Raw genomic sequence first — 18,333 nt, forward strand, 5'->3', positions numbered from 1 at the left:
TCGCTGCGGCGGTTTACTTTCCGCTTGCCGCGTGCTCGGCCACCCTCTCGTCGAGCAGGCTCGTGAACGACGGATACAGCGGGTGCTCGGTCGACGTCGGGTAGGGCTGGTCGTCCTCCATCCTCGCCGCCAGCAGGTGCACCGCGTAGTACTGGAACCGACTCGGCTTGTCCTTCCACAACAGCCGCATCAGCCGCCGAGTCGACTCGATCGGGTCCTCGCAGTTCAGCGGGTTGCGCCACCGCTCCGGATCGCTCTTGTGGACCTGAATCCGCGCCCGATCCCGTTCCGCTTCCGCTTCGGGGCTCTCCTGATCCGGCGGGTAGGCCTCCATCTCCTTCGGGAGCTGGCCGTAGATCTCCTCGTTGATCACGAAGTCCGTCGCCTGCGCCCACGCCTGGTTGATCAACCCGACCTTCTCCATGTACGGGGGCGGTTGGCCGTTGTCGCGCATGTAGTTCCGCAGCACCTGCTGTTCCATGTTGATCTTCATGTTGTCGATCCGCTCCGCGATCCGCTCGCTCTCGCTCTCGAGGAACGCCTGTTGATCGGTCGGGCTCAACTCCGGTGGCAGCCCCTGGTGCTGGAGGTAGAGCTTCATGATGTCTTGCGTTATCGGGTCGATCATGGGTGTCACTGTCCTCTGTCTCGGCGAACAAATCGAGTTGGAAATCGTCGGAATCTTTGGCCACAGCGTGCGCTCCTGAAGTCGGGCGAGAGGTGTATGCGACCCGCGCAACCCGAGGCCGGGTGGGGGTCGTTAACGTCGTCGTCGGCTGGAGGCGCAATCTCCGGCCATTAAGGGCCCTGGTGGGTCATGCAGGATCCACCAGGGCTTCTGGCTGTTTCGGGTCAGGGGTTGTGTCAGGTTTTTCAGCCGGTGAGCTCGTCGAACCAGCCGGCCGGGGCCTGCACCAGGTTCAGCCGTATCGGCGGTGTCTTCTGATGAGAGTCACGGCTGCACAGGTACATCGGGCCGTGCTCGGCATCGAGCATCGTGCGCAGTTGCGGGTCCGCGTGGTGAACCCACCACCCCGACATCGCGGCCCCGTCCTCGGCTGCGGACGCTGCCTCCCATGCCGTCCACAGTGCGTGCAGACGCACCACGACCTCGGGATGCTCGAACCAGCGTGGGCAGAACACCCGGTTCTTCCCGGCAGACGACGAGAGCCTGCGGGCCACGATGGCCGACAGCCACGTCTCGAACCAGGCATCGAAGCCCGGAAACTTCGTCGACGCAGCCTTCTCGGGATCCGAATCGGAATCGGAGTTGTCGGGCTGGTCGTCGGGGAAGTTTTCGTCGGGGAAGTCGTCGTCGGCGGGGTGGAAGTCGTCGTCAGCGGTCACAGGAACGGCTCCTCGTCGACGTCGTCGATGGTGGCGGTGGCGTGTACTCGATCGGGGACGTGGATCTGCTCCTTGTCGGGGATGCCGTACATCGCGAACGAGGCATCGATCGCGTCGGCATTGGGGCCGTCGGACCAATACATCTTCTTCACCAAGACCGGCCGATTGCCCGAGATCTGGACCAGTGCCCGGGTTTTCGGGATCGCGGCGAGATCGTCGACGGTCAGGATCGGCTCCTTGGACCAGGACTGCGACTTCGACGACGACCCACTGTCGAACACACCGCCGCTACGCGAGGCCGACCAGCGTTCGACGTCGTGATCACCGACGAGCGCTGACAGCTCGGAGAGCGTGTTCTTGTCCTTCACACCGCCGCCGTACCAGAGGAAGTTTGCTGCATCGAGGAGCTGCTTGACCCCGTCCTGCCCCCACACCTTCTGGGCCTGAGAAAGGTTCTGCACGATCGTCATCACACAGATCCCTTGCGATCCGAGGTGGGAGTACCAAGCGGGGAGCTCGGGCAGGCGGCAGACGTTCGCGGCCTCGTCGAGGACGCCGAGCATCGGTACCGGAAGCCGCCCGCGAGGGCTGCGGCGAGCGACGCGCTGAGCGGCGTCGATGATCGACCCGATCAACGCCGTCGTCAGCGCCGACGACGAGTCGGGGCCCTCCTTGGACAACGCATACAACGTGTCGGTGCTGGTGACGAAGTCCTCGACGACGAACTCGCGCATCGAATGCGGATACCGCACCGATCGACCGATCTTGGTGTCCGGTGCGCCCTCGACGGAGATGTCGCGGCGGTTCGGTGGGAGCACCGACATCGCGTAGGCCTGCTCCTCGAGCAGTCCGATGAACCGACGAGCCATGTCGTACAGGCCATCTCGCTGGCGCGGGTTGAGTTCGCTGGTCGACTTCAACCGGTTCGCGATGATGTGGTGGCCGTGGACCTCGAGCAGCCGCTGGGGAAGTTCGTTCCCCTCGTCGGAGAGCCAGCCGTAGACGTGCAACAGATCTCCGTCCGCAGACGCCGCCGCGAGCATCATCTGCGCCAACAACTCCTGAGCTCCGCCGTCGAAGTAGGCATCGACGCGGGCCGAATCGTCCTTCGATGCGGCAGCGAAGTAGGAGGCCAGCTTGCGGGCGTCCATGATCGTCTCGATCACGCGCAGCGGGTTCCACCAGAACCCGTCATCGCTGGTGCGGGGGCCTTCGGCGATCCCCTGTAGGTCGTACCGCCACACCGCGCCGAGGGCCTCCCGGACACCACGGGTGAAGTCGTGACCGTCACGCTTGTTCGAGGTGAACAATGCCGCGCCCGGAGCGGTGCACAGCGCGTCGATCGCCAGCGCCGCGGTCTTACCCATCCGAGGCCCGGCGAGAGCGAAGAGCATGTCTTCCCACGACATGAACACCTTCTGATTGCCTTGGACGGTGCGGCCGACGATGACCCCGATGTCGGCGTCGTCCAGCGTGTCCCGGTCGACGAGATCCGGTCTCAGCTTCTTCGCCCGTTCGAGTGCCTGCTTGCCGGTCACCCCGCTGAGCTTCGAGGAGGGCCCCATCAGTCGGGCCTTGGCGTCGACATCGTCTTTCTTGCCACTTCCGGCCGCGCGTGCCGCTGCGGCGACCCCGGTGAGACCGGAGGCGATGATCACCGTGATCACGAAGATCCATGTCGAGACGGTCGGCCAGGTGAGCTGTCCGCCGGCCACGGAGAACAGGGCAACGAACGGATTGGCGGGGATCTGCTGGCCGGTGTCGGTGAACGCGTGCCCGAGCCACAGCGACCCGTAGGCGACGGCGATGAGCGCGATCGCGAGCAGGACTGCGATCAGCGGCAGCATCGATGAGGACGCTCCGGCACCCTTCGAGGTGGGTCTCTTCGTTGTCACCATGCGTCCACACCTGTTTCGGTGGCTGTGTCGACGCCGCGGTCGAGTTCGATGACGCGGGCGACCCGGTCGGTGATGTCGATGACCGAGCCCGACGAACGTTCCTGCCGGGGTGTGTCGAGCATGAGATCGGTGAGACGGATTGGTTCGACGTCCGCTGCAGTGGAGGACACGTCGAGGGTGTGTTCGGCGATGTCGTCGAAGTCGAGGACATCGAGCTCGGCGGGTAACTCCAGGACGTCCAGGGACAGGCCTGGGCGCAGTACGGCGTCGTCGACACCGTTGTCGACAAGCCGCTGCCGCCACGCATCCTCGTGAACAGCCGTGCGATCGGCTGTGGCATCGGCCCAGTCCTGCTGGACGGGATCGGTGAAGGTCTGGCCGGCGATCAGCTCGTGCGCGACACCGGTGGCGGCGAGATACGCCGCCGCCCGCACCAGCGACACGTCGGAATCGAGCAGCCCGAACGCGCGACTGTCGCTGCGCGGCTCGTAGGAGTGAGTGCGACTGCGAATCTCCTCGCGGCGGACGTGTGCGCGGTCGGGCAGACTGCGTCGTCGTGCGGCAGCAAGAGCGGCGCGTCGGCCGCGTTCATAGGCGGCGGCAGCGATCTGCGAGCGGCGCTGCAGCTCGGCCGTCGAGACAGTGCCGGTGGTCATCGACGGTCACCACCGTCGACAAGTGACGGGACTGGGAAATGGTCCGGCGGGAGCGAGTTAGAAATCGACATGGAGGGCCTTCACTGGGAGCGTCGGCCAGCCCACAGCTCGATGACACCGACACCCGAAAACGGTGCGGTGCAGCGCTGTTGCTGGATGGACGCTCGACCGTGACCCTCATCGACGGTCGAACACCCGCTATGTTATCTCATCCTTGAGCGGTCGTGCGTGTGTAGCAGGCTTCGCTGTTTAACGGCACCTGCGTCGCAGGCGCAGACCAACGAGATGATGCATTTGGAGCGATTGAACTCATACACGACGTAGACGGGCACTTAGTCGATCACCGCGTTCGGGTTGTTCGAGCACGGAAATCGGACACGCCCGCTTGTTCTCATTCGGTAGGTCAGGTTCGATGGAGCGATGTCGGAGGAAGACGGTTTCACGGAAAAGAGCTGGCATTGGTGGATGAGTCGCATTGTCGTGCCGCTCGTTGTAATGGCGGTAGGTTTTGCTGGTCTGCTGTGGGTGAACCGCGACAACCCAGACGATCCTGCGCGTGCATCCGGACCGTCAGACAATGCAATGTGCGCCGATGATGCGGACGACCTGGACACGGGTTGGGGTCCTGATCGTCCGACCGTAGGTCCTACCGGAGTCTCTGGTCAGCCGAGTTTCAACGTGGAACGCAACAACCCCAATTACGGGGACGAACGCAACTTCCTCCGTCTGAAGGAAGCTAGCTTCACAAGCGCGGGTGAGTGGACTGATGTCCTCGACGTCGTCCCAGGCGGCGAGTACTTGCTGCAGGTTTACATCCACAATGGTGCAAGCGCGATAAATAGTCCCGAGAACGTCGCCAGCGACACAACGGTCCGTTTTGGTCTTCCTACTTGCGACGGTTTGGCGCTCGCACTCGAGGCGGTAGTTTCCTCACCGGCTGCTTACCCGCAGATGGTTTTCGACACAGCCGTATTGAGAGCTGACCAAGCCATCAAGGTGCACTTGGTGCCAGGATCTGTGCAACTGTTTAACAACAGTTTTCCCGGCGGGATCGAGCTGCCAGATCGAGTCGCCACAGGTGGTGGCCGCGTAGGCAGTGCAATGGCTGACGGGAGTGTCGGAGGAGGCTTTGCCAACTCGTTGTACGTCAGTGCCCGCGTCCGTACGTCTACGCGGTGACCCGGATTGCACTCTCATGGACTCTAGGTTGGGGTCTGTACGGGCGCACCGAAGGACCGGCACTCGAACCACATCAGACCGAGAACCTGTCGATACTCGGGGTGCGGACCAAATCTCTCACTCTTCGACCGGTCCGAGGATTTCCAACGCCAGGGCGTTGATCTGGCTTGCGATGCCTTCCACCTCCAACGCGTCTCGTATCTGCGCACGAACTCTCTTGAAATCGCCCGTGCCGCTGATGTCAAGGTCCGCGGACACAGTCTCGGCCCGTTCGGATAGGCCAACCAGCGCCTCATGTGTGGCATTAGAGGGGTCGTACAGCGGAATGTTCAGATAGAAGGGGTACGTATCGAAATGCCGACGCCCAATTTGTCCGCGTGATTGCAGCAACGACACCTGATCCAGGACCGGTTGTGAATTCAAGATGCCGACCAAGTAGCGAGCCGTCTCTCGGTCCGGAACGACTAGCCAGTATAGGGAGCTGTCGATGACAATGTTGGGATCGTCGAGGTAGGTCGCAGCGAGCCGGGTACCCGACTTGGTGTATACGACCCGGTGTCGCCCTTTGCCCAACTGCCCGGCCAACTTACCTTGGAAATTAAGCGCGTCATACAGCCGATTTCCGGCAGTCTTCGCCTGATCCCAAACTTTATTGACCGACGTCCACCACTCGAATAGATGAGGGTACTGTGCAATATCACTCTCAGCAATAAGTCGATCGCCTACCAGAGGGAGTACGGCGAGAGATTGTGCAATTACTCGATAGTGCGCTATTGATTCGCCCTTCAACACAGGGCGAACGAACGTCGACTCGACCGATCCAGACATGTCGGGAACAAGCTTCCAGGCTTTGTCTTCGTATGGCGAACGTTCGGATTGCACCAAGGTAACGCCAGCGGCAGTTCCCAAGGGCGATTTTGGTCTCTCGCGAACGAACGTCAGCACACGCGGGAATATGCTCGCACCTTGGTACGCGGTAGCGCCATACGGGGACCGATACGTACTCTGGGTGGTCATAGCCCTGTTGTTTCCCGCACGCTCCGTCAGCAAGGGTTTCGCGGTCTCCCAGGTTGACCATTTGCTCGGGAGTCGGCCAGACATCACGATGCAACCCGACCCCAGTGGTTGTGCGTCGGTGGTGCGGGTGCCTGAGATGACAGCCGAGGGGACAGGAAACATATGAGGGCGTACTTGCTCCAAATCGAGAGGAACATCGAAAGACGCTCGAACCGCGAGGGTGTCTTGGGCCTTTGTACCCTCGACTGTCAACCACCGCCCGGTGCGTAAACCCTCGTACTGCATCCGCGAAAGCACAGCTTTAGGCGTCACAAAGGCAAATCTGCCGTTCAGGCGAAGATACTGTTCGACGCTGCGCGCAATGAAAAGACCTACCAGATCTTGGTGGGTGATTACCTTTCGGCCAGCAGCCCACAGATTTCTCGCCTCAGAGAAGGACTTGAACTGCTGCTTCATTCTTGACGTCATGAACCTGTACGCAACCCATGGGGGTTCCCAATCAAAACGTCTACTCGACTCGCCTCCAGAGCGAACCACAGTGGCCGCACTTGATTGCGTACGAAGTACCCCCACACATGGTCTCGGCCCTCGGCATTGAGGGTGCACAGCGTCTCGAAGGTGGACAACAGAGTTTCGCGATCAATCGGATCAGTGATACCGCGGCGGTTCAATATTGGCACGATTGTCGGCCGAGACGATGAACTGCTGGTATAGGTTTGCGCGACTGTTGCGAGATCCGAAACCAGGCTGTCGAAGGTTGCTGGATCATCCACGGTTCTGAGCGGGAAGATTAAAACTCTTCCGATGTTGAAAAGCTCGCCTTGTGATTCATCGCCCGCCAAATCGTGGGTGTCGACATCGATTTGCATCGTTGTGCTCGTCACTGTCCGGGCTGAGTTAGACCACTGCATCGAATCCCCGAGGTAAACGGGCACCGTCACTGGACCGCGTCCCGTCTGGTGGGCCAAACGGTCAGGGCCGATCGCGAGCAGATAGGTCACGCGAGCTAGGACGACCGAAACTGGGTGAATGTCCATCCCAAATACGTGTCGTTCGACGCTCGCCAACGCATCTGTATTGGATAAGCCAGATGAATCGGCGGCGGCAAGGTGTCTGCGCACGGCGTGAAAGATGAACGTACCTGAGCCGCATGCTGGATCCATCACCCGACTCTCCAGAGGGTCGGTGATTACCTGCTCGACCAGTTTCTGTGCGAGCCAGTCCGGGGTGTAGTACTCGCCCAGTGACTTGCGGGTGTCCGCGTTGATGACTGATTCGTACAGCACTTTTAGAACGTCATGCTGAACATTCGACCAGTCGAATCGGCGTAGCTGGCGTGTCAGATTTGCGACAAAAGATTTACCTTCTGGTGCTTTCAATACCCAATCGAAAAGCCCGGCCTCAACAACATTGTTGATCTGTGCTGCTGTAAATTCACTGCCGTTGACCAGCTGTTCGGGTTTGCTCTCTGCGGTGGCAAGATCCAGTCCGATTACTGCGTGGGCGATAATGCTGGCTTCCAGTACGAGTAGAGTGTGGTCTACGAAGAGGCTCGCGTCGTCGTTGAATGACGTCCCCAATGCGGTGCGCAGAAGACGTGCCCACAGATGCCGTTTAAGGGCGACCTCGGGATCTTTCGACGACTTTACATAAATTTGTGTAAGTTCTTCATGGTCCAATAGAAACGCTGGCGATTCAACGCCGAGGCGGCGCTCGATTTCCTCGGGGGTTGGCTGGATGTGCTGTTCGGTCGCCAGCACGTTCTCGAGCCACAGCCGCAGTGTTTCCGCGTCGGTACCGATCGACACCTGCAGGGTGTCGATGAGAATCAGTCCATTGTTGTCCGGGTCCAGGTTGTACAACTGCCAATCTCGACCATCGGTCAAGATGCCGACATAGCGTCGTCCGAATCGATTGCTTTGTTGCCTGACGTAGGCGGTTAGTTGCTGGACCGCGTCGTCTAATACGTTTGCTCGCCGGAGGTCGCGTTTGACCTCGATGACTGCGCTTCCGACCTCGATGTCGATTCGGCGGCGGGTTCCGTCATCGAGCTGGACCTCCAAGTCGACGACCTCATCGGCACCGAGGCCCAAGTCGGCATCGATCAGCAGAGATCTGATGTCGGCTTGCAGGGTCGCTTCGGATCGGTGTGCGTCTCGCACGGCAATCCGGCCGACTATGGCGGCCAGTTGCGCGTTGGACAGACTCATCGTTCCTCCGTAGTGCGCAGTTGCAAGGCCCGCTCGCGGACTAGTTGAACCCTAACGGTCCAGCTCGATTCCGAACCTGCGGACCACGCGGGCACGGGAGTCATGGTTCTCTCCCGCTGTGCAAGCGCGCTCACCGCGGGGCGAGCGCACGTGGACAGGAGCCGTTCACGAAGCGGCCGTACCGATAGCTACAGCCGCCCATATCGCCCGGATGACCGGTGTCAGCAAGCAAGCAGTTTGGAAGCGTTGGAAGAACCTCACCCAACGCACTGATGTGGTGTGGACGATCGGTGATGTGGAATGTTGATGATCGGTAACACGTTCGGCGTTGGTGCACTCGTGCCGCGGGCAGCTCTCCGGGCCACGAACGAGGTACGGCGGGTTGGCGTCATATTGTGTATGACAATCATTACCGATAACGGATATTATGTCAGGTAGCCGCTAGGAAGCGTTGTGCAACAAGGGAGTTCGAGCATCCCCGCTCGCGCGAACTTGTCAGCGCGATGTGGGCTCACCACCCGATATGCAGCGGATTCTCGGAGACGTCAGGAATCGAACGAGCTGTACATCACGCGCGAGGTCATGGTGTCGGCCGCGTCGTTGAACGCGCCGAAAGCCGCCTGGAGCAGCTCGTAGGCAGGGGCCAACTGGGTCGGCTCGATCTTCGATGCCGAGCTCCTGTCTCACAAGGTTCGAAGCGGTGCATGAGCTGCAGCGCACCGGCAGCATGGCGGGCGTTCAGCGCCTTTTAGTGGTCAACCTACATTGACCGTGTAGGCCGGTCAATGTAGGTTGACCGTATGCGGCGACTCACCCCTCATGAAACAATCGAACTCACAGAACAGATCGAAGAAATTTGTCAGCGATACGGCCTGGCGATCGCTAATGACAGTGACGATCCCGCTGTTCGCGCCCGCGAGATTGCGCTCTCCGAACTGCGTGTGGCCTCGTTGCTGGAGATGTTCTCGAAAGCGCACGTGGACAAAGCTGTTCACGAAGCGGCGGTAACGAGAGCGACTGCTGCCGATATTGCCCGGATGACCGGTGTCAGCAAGCAGGCAGGGTGGAAGCGTTGGAAGAATCTCACCCAACGCCCTGACGCGGTGTGGCTGACCGACGACAGGGAGTGTTGGTGACCGGCAACGGCATTCGGCGGTACCGGGGTTGGTGCACTCGTGCGGTTGAACAACTCTCCCGGCAACGGACGAGGTACGGCGAGCTAGTGTTTATCGCACATGAAAAGCATTTCCGATACAGATATTATGTCAGTTAGCCGAGTTGAGACGTTGCCGTGCAATGCATGTCTCGCCCTAAGTGGGTGTGTTTCTGGGTTGACTTAGCTCGTGGACCAGTTGTTGGTCGCAGACGGCTGACATGACGTCAGTGCTGCGACGGATGTGTCAGTCCGTCGCAGAGCCAGGCGGGTTGGGCTTCGTGAGATCGTCGATGTGTGTGGGTTCGACGCCCTCGGTGATAGGTGGCCGCAGCCAAGATCGACAGCGCGGCAACCGAAGGTGAGCGGCGTGAGAATAAAACACCCGGTCACCTCACAGAGCCGCTCTGGGGTCTCGGTGACCCTTGATGGTTGGTCACTTTGAGGTATGCGCTGCTCGCTGGGCTGCCTTGCTCGGTCGTCGGCAACGGCGCGAGGGTCCCACGCCCCCTCGGTCGACGTCAGATGCCGCAGCTGCGGTAGTTCTTTACATGGGAGGTGGCGGGCGTAGCCACCTCCCATGCGGAGGAACAGCCCTAAGCTGCGGAGCGGTAACCGCGGTATACTGCCGCGCGGGCGCTAGGTTCGGTGCTGATATGCGTGCTGCGCGCGGCCACGCAATCGGGGCCCAATCGGATCCGAGCTCGGACCCGTCTCAAAGTAAACCGAGGTCGGCCGCGAGCAATAACATTACTTATCTCCGCGCACGACCACTGATATGGCAGCAATAGCTAAAAACCAGTAAATTATCCAAAAGATCGCGGGAAGATCAAACAATAAAATGAGAGCGATATTGACGGCGAGCGCAATGGCGAACACAACGAGACCCTCGGTGTCTGGCGAGTTGTCCACCAAGGTCTTGCTCGTTGGTGCGGGAACCCGCTCGATCGAGGGCGGTGCTCCGGTCCGGAGTTCGAACGGACCGATCTGATCCTCGGCCGGCTCATCCCTGTTGGCTGTCTGCCTACGAAGTAGCTCGGTAGCGGCATGGTTGACAGGAGCGCACGTCCAGTCAACGTCATCAAAAGTGAACAGCGCCATCCCTACTTCATTTGCGTACTCAAGGGCGGTTCTCGCGTATCCCTCGTACGAGAAGAAGATGAGCTGTTTCGAGTGGTCGACCCCACGTGCACCAACCAGGTTTTGTAGGGCAGGGCGACCTACGGCTTTGAAGTGCATCTTTACCTGCGCAATCGCGGACATCGACATGATGTCGATGCCGCTGTCGTGACGTCCCGACATCTCCCGTGCGTCATGAAATCCCATGTTCCTCATCACGCGGGCCATCTCACGCTCGGCACGCTGATGCCTGGGCTCCATCGATCCTCCGTCTGTCAGATCAGAGGATCATAAGCGGGAACACCGACAATCAGGGTCAGTCGATGGAAGCGACAACAACTGACCTGTCTGAGCCCGCCCTTAGGATGTCGTGATGCCTTCGCGCCGCCCCGATCCCACTGCACAGATCGTGTTCGACGCCTACAAACGCACCACTGGTCCCGTGGCCTTCCTGGATGAGTCGTATCAGGCCCCAGACGGTGTCGTTGCACACCGGGACACCTTCTATGTGTTCACCGCCGTCATCGTCGAACTTGACGCGATGGATGAGCTACGGGTGGGCATCGAGGACATCGCCGACGGAACCTACTGGCACACCACGAAAGCGTTGCAAACCTCATCTGGAATCGACCAGACCCGCGACATGCTCGACTTCCTCGCCGATGGGCACGAAGCATGTGTGATCGCGCACCAAATCCCTGTCGGTGCCGACGATACCGACGCTCAGACCGCGCGGACCGCCTGCTATCGCCAGCTCGCGATCCAGCTCGGAGCCGGCCGCGACGATGTGTGGCCAGCCATCGATCTGTTCGTGCTCGAGGAACGCAATCAGAGCAACTTCCGCAACAAAGACACGGCTGACCACAAAGCCTTGGTGTCCGAGAAACTGATCCCCCGCAACACCCGCCTCCTGTCGACGTCACCGCGCCACGAGCACCTGCTGTGGCTGCCCGACCTGGTCTCAATGGCCTATCGGCGGACCCTCACACACACCAACAGCACCAGCAAATTGTTCGACGTGATCGCCGACAATGTGCACTTCGTTAAGGTCAGCGAGCCGGAGAAGGCCCAGAAATGAAGCAACCCCTGGCTGCCGTAGCTACACCAGGGGCCAGACCGGCTGTCGAGGCTTACGCCCGGAGGACCAGTTCCTTGCTACTCATACGATAACACCGCGCGCCCAGAATTCAATCCCGGCGCATTCCACACCCACCGTTCACCCGTCATCAGGAGACCCTCGCACTCCGGCGAGCTGTTCGACACTCGGGTCTATCGCTGCCCTGATCATGTTCGGCTCCATCGGCAGTAGAGCGTGCCGGTACATGTCCGACCTTGCGTGCGCCTGGGCGAAACATTGCACTATCTACCGAACCCGGCGTCACTGACGTCCTGGCTGCGATCAGGGCGAGAAAGCCATGAGGGCTGTTGTCGCCGGAGAGCGACTCTGGGTATCGGTCGGAGTCGGCGGCGAGGTCTTCATCCCGCCCCGGAGCAGAAGACGGCTGACGCTCGCCCCGGCGCGGCTCACATACGGGTTCTCAACCGGTTTCCACGTGCCGATCGCGTTATGACCAGTAGATTCCGGGAAGTGCAGTGCGTCAAACAAATTGACTCGCATTGAGGAAGGCACACGGCCGTCTAGAACGGCCGGAGTACCTGCGTCCTGGACGAGGATTGTCCAGATCGGGTATTCGGTTCGCCGTCGGTCAGACCTGAGCTTCGCCAACGTCAGGCTGTGGGGCTTGGTGCTTCGGGGCCGGGGCACCCGACTTGCCGGTACTCGTGAACAATGATCAGAAACCGAACTACTGGTTCTATTGTTCAGGCCCTTTATCAACCAAGGACTCCGCATGCATCGCATCAAAAAGTTGTCTCTCACCTGCGCGACTGTCACTATCGTGGCCATCGCTCTCAGCGGATGCGGCGCGGAAGGGCAAACTGCTGAACCGACGCCTGGCTCGACGGTCGCTGTCGACGCGCCGACTGCTGCACCCGCCCAGGCGTCGTTCGAAGACAACGTCCTCGCGACGGAGGACGTCACCATCACGATCACCGACGTGAAGACAATTCAGGTCGGTGAGGACGGAAATGAGTACGGCGACAAGCCGGTCATCGCATTCTGGTACGACACGACAAATGTTTCCGGCAAGCAGACTGATCCGGGGACGGCGTGGATATCCCGTTTCGAGGCGTACCAGGACAACGATCCCAACGCGGAAAACAAGCTTGCTGTCGGCTCACTGCCAGACGCTGCGTTCCTCGACTCCCAGATGAACAAGATCAAGGTGGGCGGCACTGTCCCCAACGCGATCGCGTACGAACTGTCCGACACGACAACTCCTGTGAAGCTTGTGGCCACCGCGAACCTAGGCCAGGACGAAATCGGTTCGATGACCTTCGAGCTGCAGAAAGTAGAGACCACAGCTGAGCCGGTTTTCGAGTCCGATCCTGTTGCGCAAAAGTTCACCACGGCGCTCGATAGTCTCGGCATCGAGTACACCCCTCCCGTGCGTGCAGAGGTTGGCCTGTCAGGTGCTCGGATGCGGTTCGACATGGCAGTCAACGGCTACGACGCCGGAATCAATGTCTTCGGGGACGGGGAGGCGCTCGCGGTATGGCAGGAAGCCAGCGATTCCTTCGGCGGGGTTCATGTTGCGTTGCCCGACGCGTATGCCGTGCTGACGTTGAACAGTTCCGAGGGCATCGCGGACTCGGCAAGGATTGCTCCGATGATCGCCGAAGCTGTCGGCGGCACCGCCCACGGCGCTTAGCTACATGACCGGTGACTCGCCGACGCTATTCGGGGGTCGGGGAGCAGATTGACGAAATCCGGCGCTAAGGGGCAATCGCCGAGCGACCTTGCGCTGTAGGTGATTTCATGTCGTCGTGACTGATGAGGGCGGCTATGGCCGGTTCGGTGCGTTGTCTCGGCAGGAGCTGGAGCGTTACTGCTACTTGGATGACGAGGACCGGCGGCTGATCGCTGCGCGGCGGCGCGACTACAACCGTCTGGGGTTCGCGGTGCAGGTGGTGACGGTGCGTCACCTGGGAATGTTCCTGGCTGATCCGCTGGATGTCCCGCCCGCGTTGATCGAGTATCTGGCCGAGCAGTTGGAGATCTCCGATCCGTCGATGGTGAAGCGGTACACCGATCGGGAGAAGACCAAGCTCGAACACGCCTGGGAAATCCAGCAGGTGTACGGACTCAAGCCGTTCGGCGAGATGGAGTCGGAGCTCACGTCGTGGATCGTCGACCAGGCGTGGATGACCGGCGACGGACCGAAGGCGATCTTCGGCGACGCAGTGACATGGCTGCGGAAGCGTCAGGCGCTGCTGCCGGGGATCACCACGTTGGAGCGGCTGATCGGCGACGGCCGCAACGCGGCGGACGCCCGGTTGTGGCGCCAGCTCGGCGAGCAGCTGACCTCGGAGTCCGCGTCTGCCTTGTTGCGGCTGCTGGAGGTTCCTGCGGAGGGCGGGCAGAAGGTCAGCGAGCTGGAGCGGCTGCGCAAGGGCGTGTTCAAGGCGTCGTCGAAGGGGATGCTCGCGGCGCTGCGCAGGGTTGTCGACCTGCAAGCGGTCGGGGTGGACAGCATCGACGTGAGGGCGATCCCGCCGCGTCGGTTGACGGGGTTGGCGACCTACGGGTTGGCGAGCAAGGCCGCCGCGCTGCGGCGGCTGCCCACGCGTGAGCAGCGCTTGGCGGTGCTGGCCGCGACGGTCGTTGTGTTGAGCGCGCGGGCGGTCGACGACGTGTTGGAGACCTTCGACATGTTGATGACGACGAAGCTTCTGTCCAAGGCCGAGCGGGAGTCTCGCGAGGAGAAGCTGCGTCGCTATCCGAGGGTGTCACGCAACGCAGGCAAGCTCGCGGCAGCGGTGAAGGTGCTGCTGGAGATGGTCGAGGTCAACCAGGACGTCGGGCTGGGCGTGGTGTTGGACATGATCGAGAAGACCGTCACCCGGGCCGAGTTGCGGCACGCGGTCCAGGCGGTCGACGAGCTGGTGCCCGCCGACGACGCGGAGCTGGATGGGCAGCGGTTGATCGAGTTGGCCGGCAAGTTCGCCACGGTCCGCCCGTTCCTGTCGATGCTGATGGACACGATCGAGTTCGGCGCGACCAGTGACGGCGCCGCCGTCCTGGCGGCAATGAAGACCCTCGCCGAGCTGCTGACATCCAGGTCGTCGGGCAAGATCCCGGCAAACCTGCTGGACGCCCGCAAGGTCGACCACGACTTGATCGTCGGCGCGTGGAAGCGCTTGATCTACACGCCGGGCCGACCGGAGGGCACCGTCGACCGGAACTCCTACACGATCTGCGTGTTGGAACAGTTCCACCGACACCTCAAGCACCGCAGCATCTTCGCGGTGCGTTCGTCGCGGTGGCGCGACCCGCGGGCGCACCTGCTGGCAGGCGAAGCCTGGGAGGCTGCGCGTGACGCCGGCATGAACGCGCTGGGCCTGCCCGCCGCGCCGACGCAGCTGCTGACCGATCACGCGACGGCGTTGGAGACCGCTTATCGGGAGTTGGCCGCACGGCTGGGCGAGGACACCCCAGCCAGCATCGACGCCGACGGCAAACTGCACGTCGCCGCGCTGGACGCCAAGGCCGAGCCCGCGTCGCTGGTCGACCTGCGCCGCCGGGTGGAGGCGATGATCCCGCGTGTGGACCTGCCGGAACTGGTCACGGAGGTGATGAGCTGGCATCCCGGTTTCACCGAGGCGTTCACCCACACCTCGGGCAACGAGGCCCGCGTCGCCGACCTCGGCTTGTCGGTGGCGGCCGTGCTCTGTTCCTATGCGATGAACGTCGGGTTCAAACCGGTGACAACGCCTGGTGTCGACGCCCTGACCAGGGATCGGCTGCTGCACGTCGACCAGTGCTACGTGCGGGCCGAGACCATCGAGGCGGCCAACGCCGTGCTGGTCGACGCCCAGGCCGACATCCCCCTGGCCCAAGCGTGGGGCGGCGGGCTGGTCGCCTCGGTGGACGGGATGCGGTTCGTGGTGCCCGTGCGCACCCATAACGCCCGCCCGAACCCGAAGTACTTCGGCCGGAAACTGGGCATCACCTGGTTGAACATGCTCAACGACCAGTCCGCCGGGCTGGCAGGCAAGGTGCTGCGCGGAACACCTCGCGATTCGCTGCACACCATCGACGTGATCGTGTCCCAGCACGGCGGGCGGATTCCGGAGGTCATCATCACCGACACCGGGTCGTATTCCGACATCGTGTTCGGACTGCTGCATCTGATCGGCCGCCAGTACCGGCCGCAGCTGGCGAACCTGCCCGATCAGCGGTTGTGGCGCATCGACGCCCGAGCCGACTACGGGCCGCTGGACAAGGCGGCGCGCGGGGTGATCGACACCGCCAAGATCGCCGCGCACTGGGAGGACATGTGCCGGATCGCGGTGTCGATCCACTCCGGTGAGGTGTCGGCGCACGAGGTCACCAGGATGATCTCCCGCGACGGGCAGCCGACCGCGTTGGGCCAGGCCATCGCCCATTTCGGGCGGATCTTCAAGACCCTGCACATCCTGCGCCTGGCCGACGACGAACCTTACCGGCGCGAGGGCAAGGCCCAGTCCAATCTCGTCGAGGGTCGTCACGACCTGGCGCGCACGATCTATCACGGCCGCAAGGGCGAGATGACCCGCGCCTACTACGAGGGCATGGAAGACCAGCTCTCGGCGCTGGGATTGGTGCTCAATTGCGTCGTCGTGTGGAACACCGTCTACGAGAACCGCGCCCTCGCCGCGCTGCGAGCCGGCGGATACCCGGTGCTCGACACCGATGTCGAGCGATTGTCGGCGTTCGTGCGCGCCCACATCGGCATCGACGGGCACTACAGCTTCCACCTGCCCGACCCCAGCGGAGTTCACCGACCGCTGCGCGACCCGGACGCCGACGACGACGAGTAGCGCGAGTCGAAGGGTGGCGGATGACCGCTCAGGACCTGACGACGCATGTCGGCGGAAGTCTCTCCTGAGCCGCGAAACAGGCCACGGCCTGCACCTCTACCTCCGACCTGACCCAACAAACTACCGCTAGATTACGGTCACGGAGAGCGTCAGTTTGTCGCTGTGCGGCACGCCCGTCCGGTCGAGGAAGTCACACATGTCATCGATCATCGGCTGCATGAGCAGCTGCCCCAGCTGACGAACCATCAGCCCGATGACCTGTGAGGACTCGGATCGCCGTGTCGAGGTCTTGCCCGAATAGCGGAGTTTGGAGATCTCTCTGCGACTCAGGTCGGTCAGCCGCTCGAGTAACTCGCTCTTTCCCTGCGGATCGAGCACAGCGCGCCGGATGTAGTTCACCACCGTCGGATGCGTCGCGAGCATGTGCCGCACCGCCTCGTCTCGAGCGGCGGCGACCTGCGCTGGGGCGCCCTCGTCCGGCACAGAGGCGATCGCCAGAGCGTAATAGTCGACGACCAGTTGCTCGACGGCGACGCGTAGCCCGTCCTTGGTCTTGAAGTGGTGCTGCACCAATCCCACGGCGACCCCGGCGGCGGCGGCGACGGCGCGCATCGAGACGCGATCCTCGCCGCGCTCGGCGTAGAGGTCGAGCGCGGCGTTGCGAATGCGGGCCTTCGCGGTGAGGTCCTCGTCACTGGCGCGGGGGTCGGTCACAGAAATTGCCTCCTATCAGAGAAAAAAGCATACACCCTTGACATTAGACAGTACATGCGCATTAATGGCTATACATCAGTATAGTCAAAAAGGGGTTGATGATGTCGCAGTCGAGTTCGCTGCAGGGCGTGCAGGTGGTGTCGCTCGCGATCAATCTGCCGGGCCCGCTCGCCGCCGCGCGGCTACGGGCGCTGGGCGCCACCGTCACCAAGATCGAACCGCCGGCCGGCGACCCGCTGCGGGCCGTGGCGCCGACGTGGTACGACGAGCTCACTGTGGGCCAGCGGGTCGTGACCCTCGACCTCAAGGACCCCGCTGATCGGGCGGTGGCGGCGCGCGAGCTGTCGCGTGCCGACCTGATGCTCACCGCCATGCGCCCCTCGGCGCTGGTCAAGCTCGGCCTGGACGAGTTGACCGCGGCGAATCCGCACCTGTCGCATATCGAGATCGTCGGGCACGACGGGATCGCGGCGGAGCAGCCCGGCCATGACCTGACGTACCAGGCCCTGCACGGCACTCTCCAGCCGCCGACGATGCCGACCGTCCCGGTGGCCGACCTGCTCGGCGCCGAGCGCGCCGTGTCCGCGGCCCTGCTCGCCCTGCGCGTGGCCGCGGAGTCCGGCGTGGGACACCGCGAGCGGGTCGTCCTCGAACAGGCGGCCGCCGACGCCGGCGCCGCAGTTCGGCACGGTCTGATGGGAGCGGGCGCGCCGCTCGGCGGGGCGCATCCCGGTTACCGGATCTACTCCAGCTCCGACGGCCACGTCGCGCTGGCCGCGCTCGAGCCGCACTTCTGGGAGCGCGCCCGCGCCGGTCTCGGTGTCGAGGGCACCCAGGAGGAGCTCGAGCAGCCTCGCATCGATAGCCGCAGCACTGTCGACGGCGAGTGTGCCTACTGCAGCCAGGAAAACCACGGAACCCGCAGCATCATGATCGGATTCGGTCAAACGGTCATGCTCGAGCTGTAGCTACAACAAATCCACTGTCCGCGTGCTGTTTTCGCCCACGCATGAAGAAGACCGGGCGATTTTACGTCCATCGAGAGGCCTTCGGACCTCTCGCCTGTCCGTCACTGTTGCTGGAGCGTGACCGTTCAGGATGAAGTCGTCGTCCAACCG

General features: G+C 62.3%; 14 protein-coding genes. 6 read left to right on the plus strand and 8 right to left on the minus strand.

The window, feature by feature from the left end:
- Positions 1 to 13 precede the first annotated feature (13 nt).
- The 4 genes from J1M87_RS11850 to J1M87_RS11865 form a co-directional block, all read right to left on the minus strand.
- Entirely contained in the window at positions 14 to 628 is a 615-nt protein-coding gene (locus tag J1M87_RS11850) for a hypothetical protein (protein ID WP_206489778.1), read from the minus strand.
- 245 nt (positions 629 to 873) lie between these two features.
- Positions 874 to 1,347 (minus strand): DUF4913 domain-containing protein, encoded by a 474-nt coding sequence (locus J1M87_RS11855; RefSeq protein ID WP_206489779.1) that lies wholly within the window; start codon positions 1,345 to 1,347, stop codon positions 874 to 876.
- On the minus strand, positions 1,344 to 3,245 hold the full coding sequence (locus J1M87_RS11860) for a type IV secretory system conjugative DNA transfer family protein (RefSeq protein WP_206489780.1): 1,902 nt from the start codon (positions 3,243 to 3,245) through the stop codon (positions 1,344 to 1,346). The genes J1M87_RS11855 and J1M87_RS11860 overlap by 4 nt, the downstream gene beginning before the upstream one ends.
- Complete coding sequence (locus J1M87_RS11865) at positions 3,239 to 3,901, minus strand: TraI DNA relaxase (RefSeq protein ID WP_206489781.1); 663 nt, start codon at positions 3,899 to 3,901, stop codon at positions 3,239 to 3,241. The genes J1M87_RS11860 and J1M87_RS11865 overlap by 7 nt, the downstream gene beginning before the upstream one ends.
- A gap of 420 nt (positions 3,902 to 4,321) precedes the next feature.
- Between J1M87_RS11865 and J1M87_RS11870 the strand changes: the two genes are divergently transcribed.
- Positions 4,322 to 5,080, plus strand: coding sequence for a hypothetical protein (locus J1M87_RS11870; RefSeq protein ID WP_206489782.1), 759 nt, complete (start codon positions 4,322 to 4,324; stop codon positions 5,078 to 5,080).
- A gap of 117 nt (positions 5,081 to 5,197) precedes the next feature.
- Here the strand turns inward: J1M87_RS11870 and J1M87_RS11875 are convergent, their stop codons facing one another.
- Positions 5,198 to 6,553, minus strand: a complete 1,356-nt coding sequence (locus J1M87_RS11875) for a hypothetical protein (protein ID WP_206489783.1) — start codon at positions 6,551 to 6,553, stop codon at positions 5,198 to 5,200.
- An 8-nt stretch (positions 6,554 to 6,561) separates the two neighbouring features.
- A complete protein-coding gene (locus tag J1M87_RS11880; protein WP_206489784.1) occupies positions 6,562 to 8,307 on the minus strand; it encodes an N-6 DNA methylase in 1,746 nt (581 codons plus the stop codon).
- Between the two features lie 800 nt (positions 8,308 to 9,107).
- Here J1M87_RS11880 and J1M87_RS11885 point away from each other — a divergent pair.
- Complete coding sequence (locus J1M87_RS11885) at positions 9,108 to 9,443, plus strand: hypothetical protein (RefSeq protein ID WP_206489785.1); 336 nt, start codon at positions 9,108 to 9,110, stop codon at positions 9,441 to 9,443.
- 767 nt (positions 9,444 to 10,210) lie between these two features.
- Here the strand turns inward: J1M87_RS11885 and J1M87_RS11890 are convergent.
- A complete protein-coding gene (locus tag J1M87_RS11890) occupies positions 10,211 to 10,840 on the minus strand; it encodes a restriction endonuclease (protein WP_206489786.1) in 630 nt (209 codons plus the stop codon).
- Positions 10,841 to 10,952: 112 nt separating this feature from the next.
- Here J1M87_RS11890 and J1M87_RS11895 point away from each other — a divergent pair, with 112 nt between their 5' ends.
- From J1M87_RS11895 to J1M87_RS11905, 3 genes are all read left to right on the plus strand, one after another.
- Positions 10,953 to 11,657 (plus strand): hypothetical protein, encoded by a 705-nt coding sequence (locus tag J1M87_RS11895; RefSeq protein WP_094610713.1) that lies wholly within the window; start codon positions 10,953 to 10,955, stop codon positions 11,655 to 11,657.
- A gap of 772 nt (positions 11,658 to 12,429) precedes the next feature.
- Positions 12,430 to 13,350, plus strand: a complete 921-nt coding sequence (locus tag J1M87_RS11900; RefSeq protein WP_206489787.1) for a DUF5067 domain-containing protein — start codon at positions 12,430 to 12,432, stop codon at positions 13,348 to 13,350.
- A gap of 115 nt (positions 13,351 to 13,465) precedes the next feature.
- Positions 13,466 to 16,501 carry a Tn3 family transposase gene (locus J1M87_RS11905; protein ID WP_011331220.1) on the plus strand — a complete coding sequence of 1,012 codons (3,036 nt, stop codon included), beginning with the start codon at positions 13,466 to 13,468 and terminating at the stop codon, positions 16,499 to 16,501.
- A gap of 126 nt (positions 16,502 to 16,627) precedes the next feature.
- On the opposite strand, the gene J1M87_RS11910 is transcribed toward J1M87_RS11905, so the two are convergent.
- Complete coding sequence (locus J1M87_RS11910; RefSeq protein ID WP_011331219.1) at positions 16,628 to 17,215, minus strand: TetR/AcrR family transcriptional regulator; 588 nt, start codon at positions 17,213 to 17,215, stop codon at positions 16,628 to 16,630.
- Positions 17,216 to 17,316: 101 nt separating this feature from the next.
- Here J1M87_RS11910 and J1M87_RS11915 point away from each other — a divergent pair, with 101 nt between their 5' ends.
- The gene (locus J1M87_RS11915; protein ID WP_241256836.1) at positions 17,317 to 18,183 is read left to right on the plus strand and encodes a CoA transferase; all 867 of its coding nucleotides are present in this window, start codon (positions 17,317 to 17,319) and stop codon (positions 18,181 to 18,183) included.
- Positions 18,184 to 18,333: the final 150 nt, after the last annotated feature.

Source organism: Rhodococcus sp. KRD162, assembly GCF_017168335.1.
GTDB lineage: Bacteria > Actinomycetota > Actinomycetes > Mycobacteriales > Mycobacteriaceae > Rhodococcoides.

Excerpts from the sequence above, each read along its gene's own strand:
- J1M87_RS11890 (WP_206489786.1), bottom strand. The coding sequence starts at position 10,840 with ATGGAGCCCAGGCATCAGCGTGCCGAGCGTGAGATGGCCCGCGTGATG.
- J1M87_RS11870 (WP_206489782.1), top strand. The coding sequence starts at position 4,322 with ATGTCGGAGGAAGACGGTTTCACGGAAAAGAGCTGGCATTGGTGGATG.
- J1M87_RS11850 (WP_206489778.1), bottom strand. The coding sequence starts at position 628 with ATGATCGACCCGATAACGCAAGACATCATGAAGCTCTACCTCCAGCAC.
- J1M87_RS11860 (WP_206489780.1), bottom strand. The coding sequence starts at position 3,245 with ATGGTGACAACGAAGAGACCCACCTCGAAGGGTGCCGGAGCGTCCTCA.
- J1M87_RS11875 (WP_206489783.1), bottom strand. The coding sequence starts at position 6,553 with ATGAAGCAGCAGTTCAAGTCCTTCTCTGAGGCGAGAAATCTGTGGGCT.
- J1M87_RS11900 (WP_206489787.1), top strand. The coding sequence starts at position 12,430 with ATGCATCGCATCAAAAAGTTGTCTCTCACCTGCGCGACTGTCACTATC.
- J1M87_RS11880 (WP_206489784.1), bottom strand. The coding sequence starts at position 8,307 with ATGAGTCTGTCCAACGCGCAACTGGCCGCCATAGTCGGCCGGATTGCC.
- J1M87_RS11865 (WP_206489781.1), bottom strand. The coding sequence starts at position 3,901 with ATGACCACCGGCACTGTCTCGACGGCCGAGCTGCAGCGCCGCTCGCAG.
- J1M87_RS11915 (WP_241256836.1), top strand. The coding sequence starts at position 17,317 with ATGTCGCAGTCGAGTTCGCTGCAGGGCGTGCAGGTGGTGTCGCTCGCG.
- J1M87_RS11885 (WP_206489785.1), top strand. The coding sequence starts at position 9,108 with ATGCGGCGACTCACCCCTCATGAAACAATCGAACTCACAGAACAGATC.
- J1M87_RS11895 (WP_094610713.1), top strand. The coding sequence starts at position 10,953 with ATGCCTTCGCGCCGCCCCGATCCCACTGCACAGATCGTGTTCGACGCC.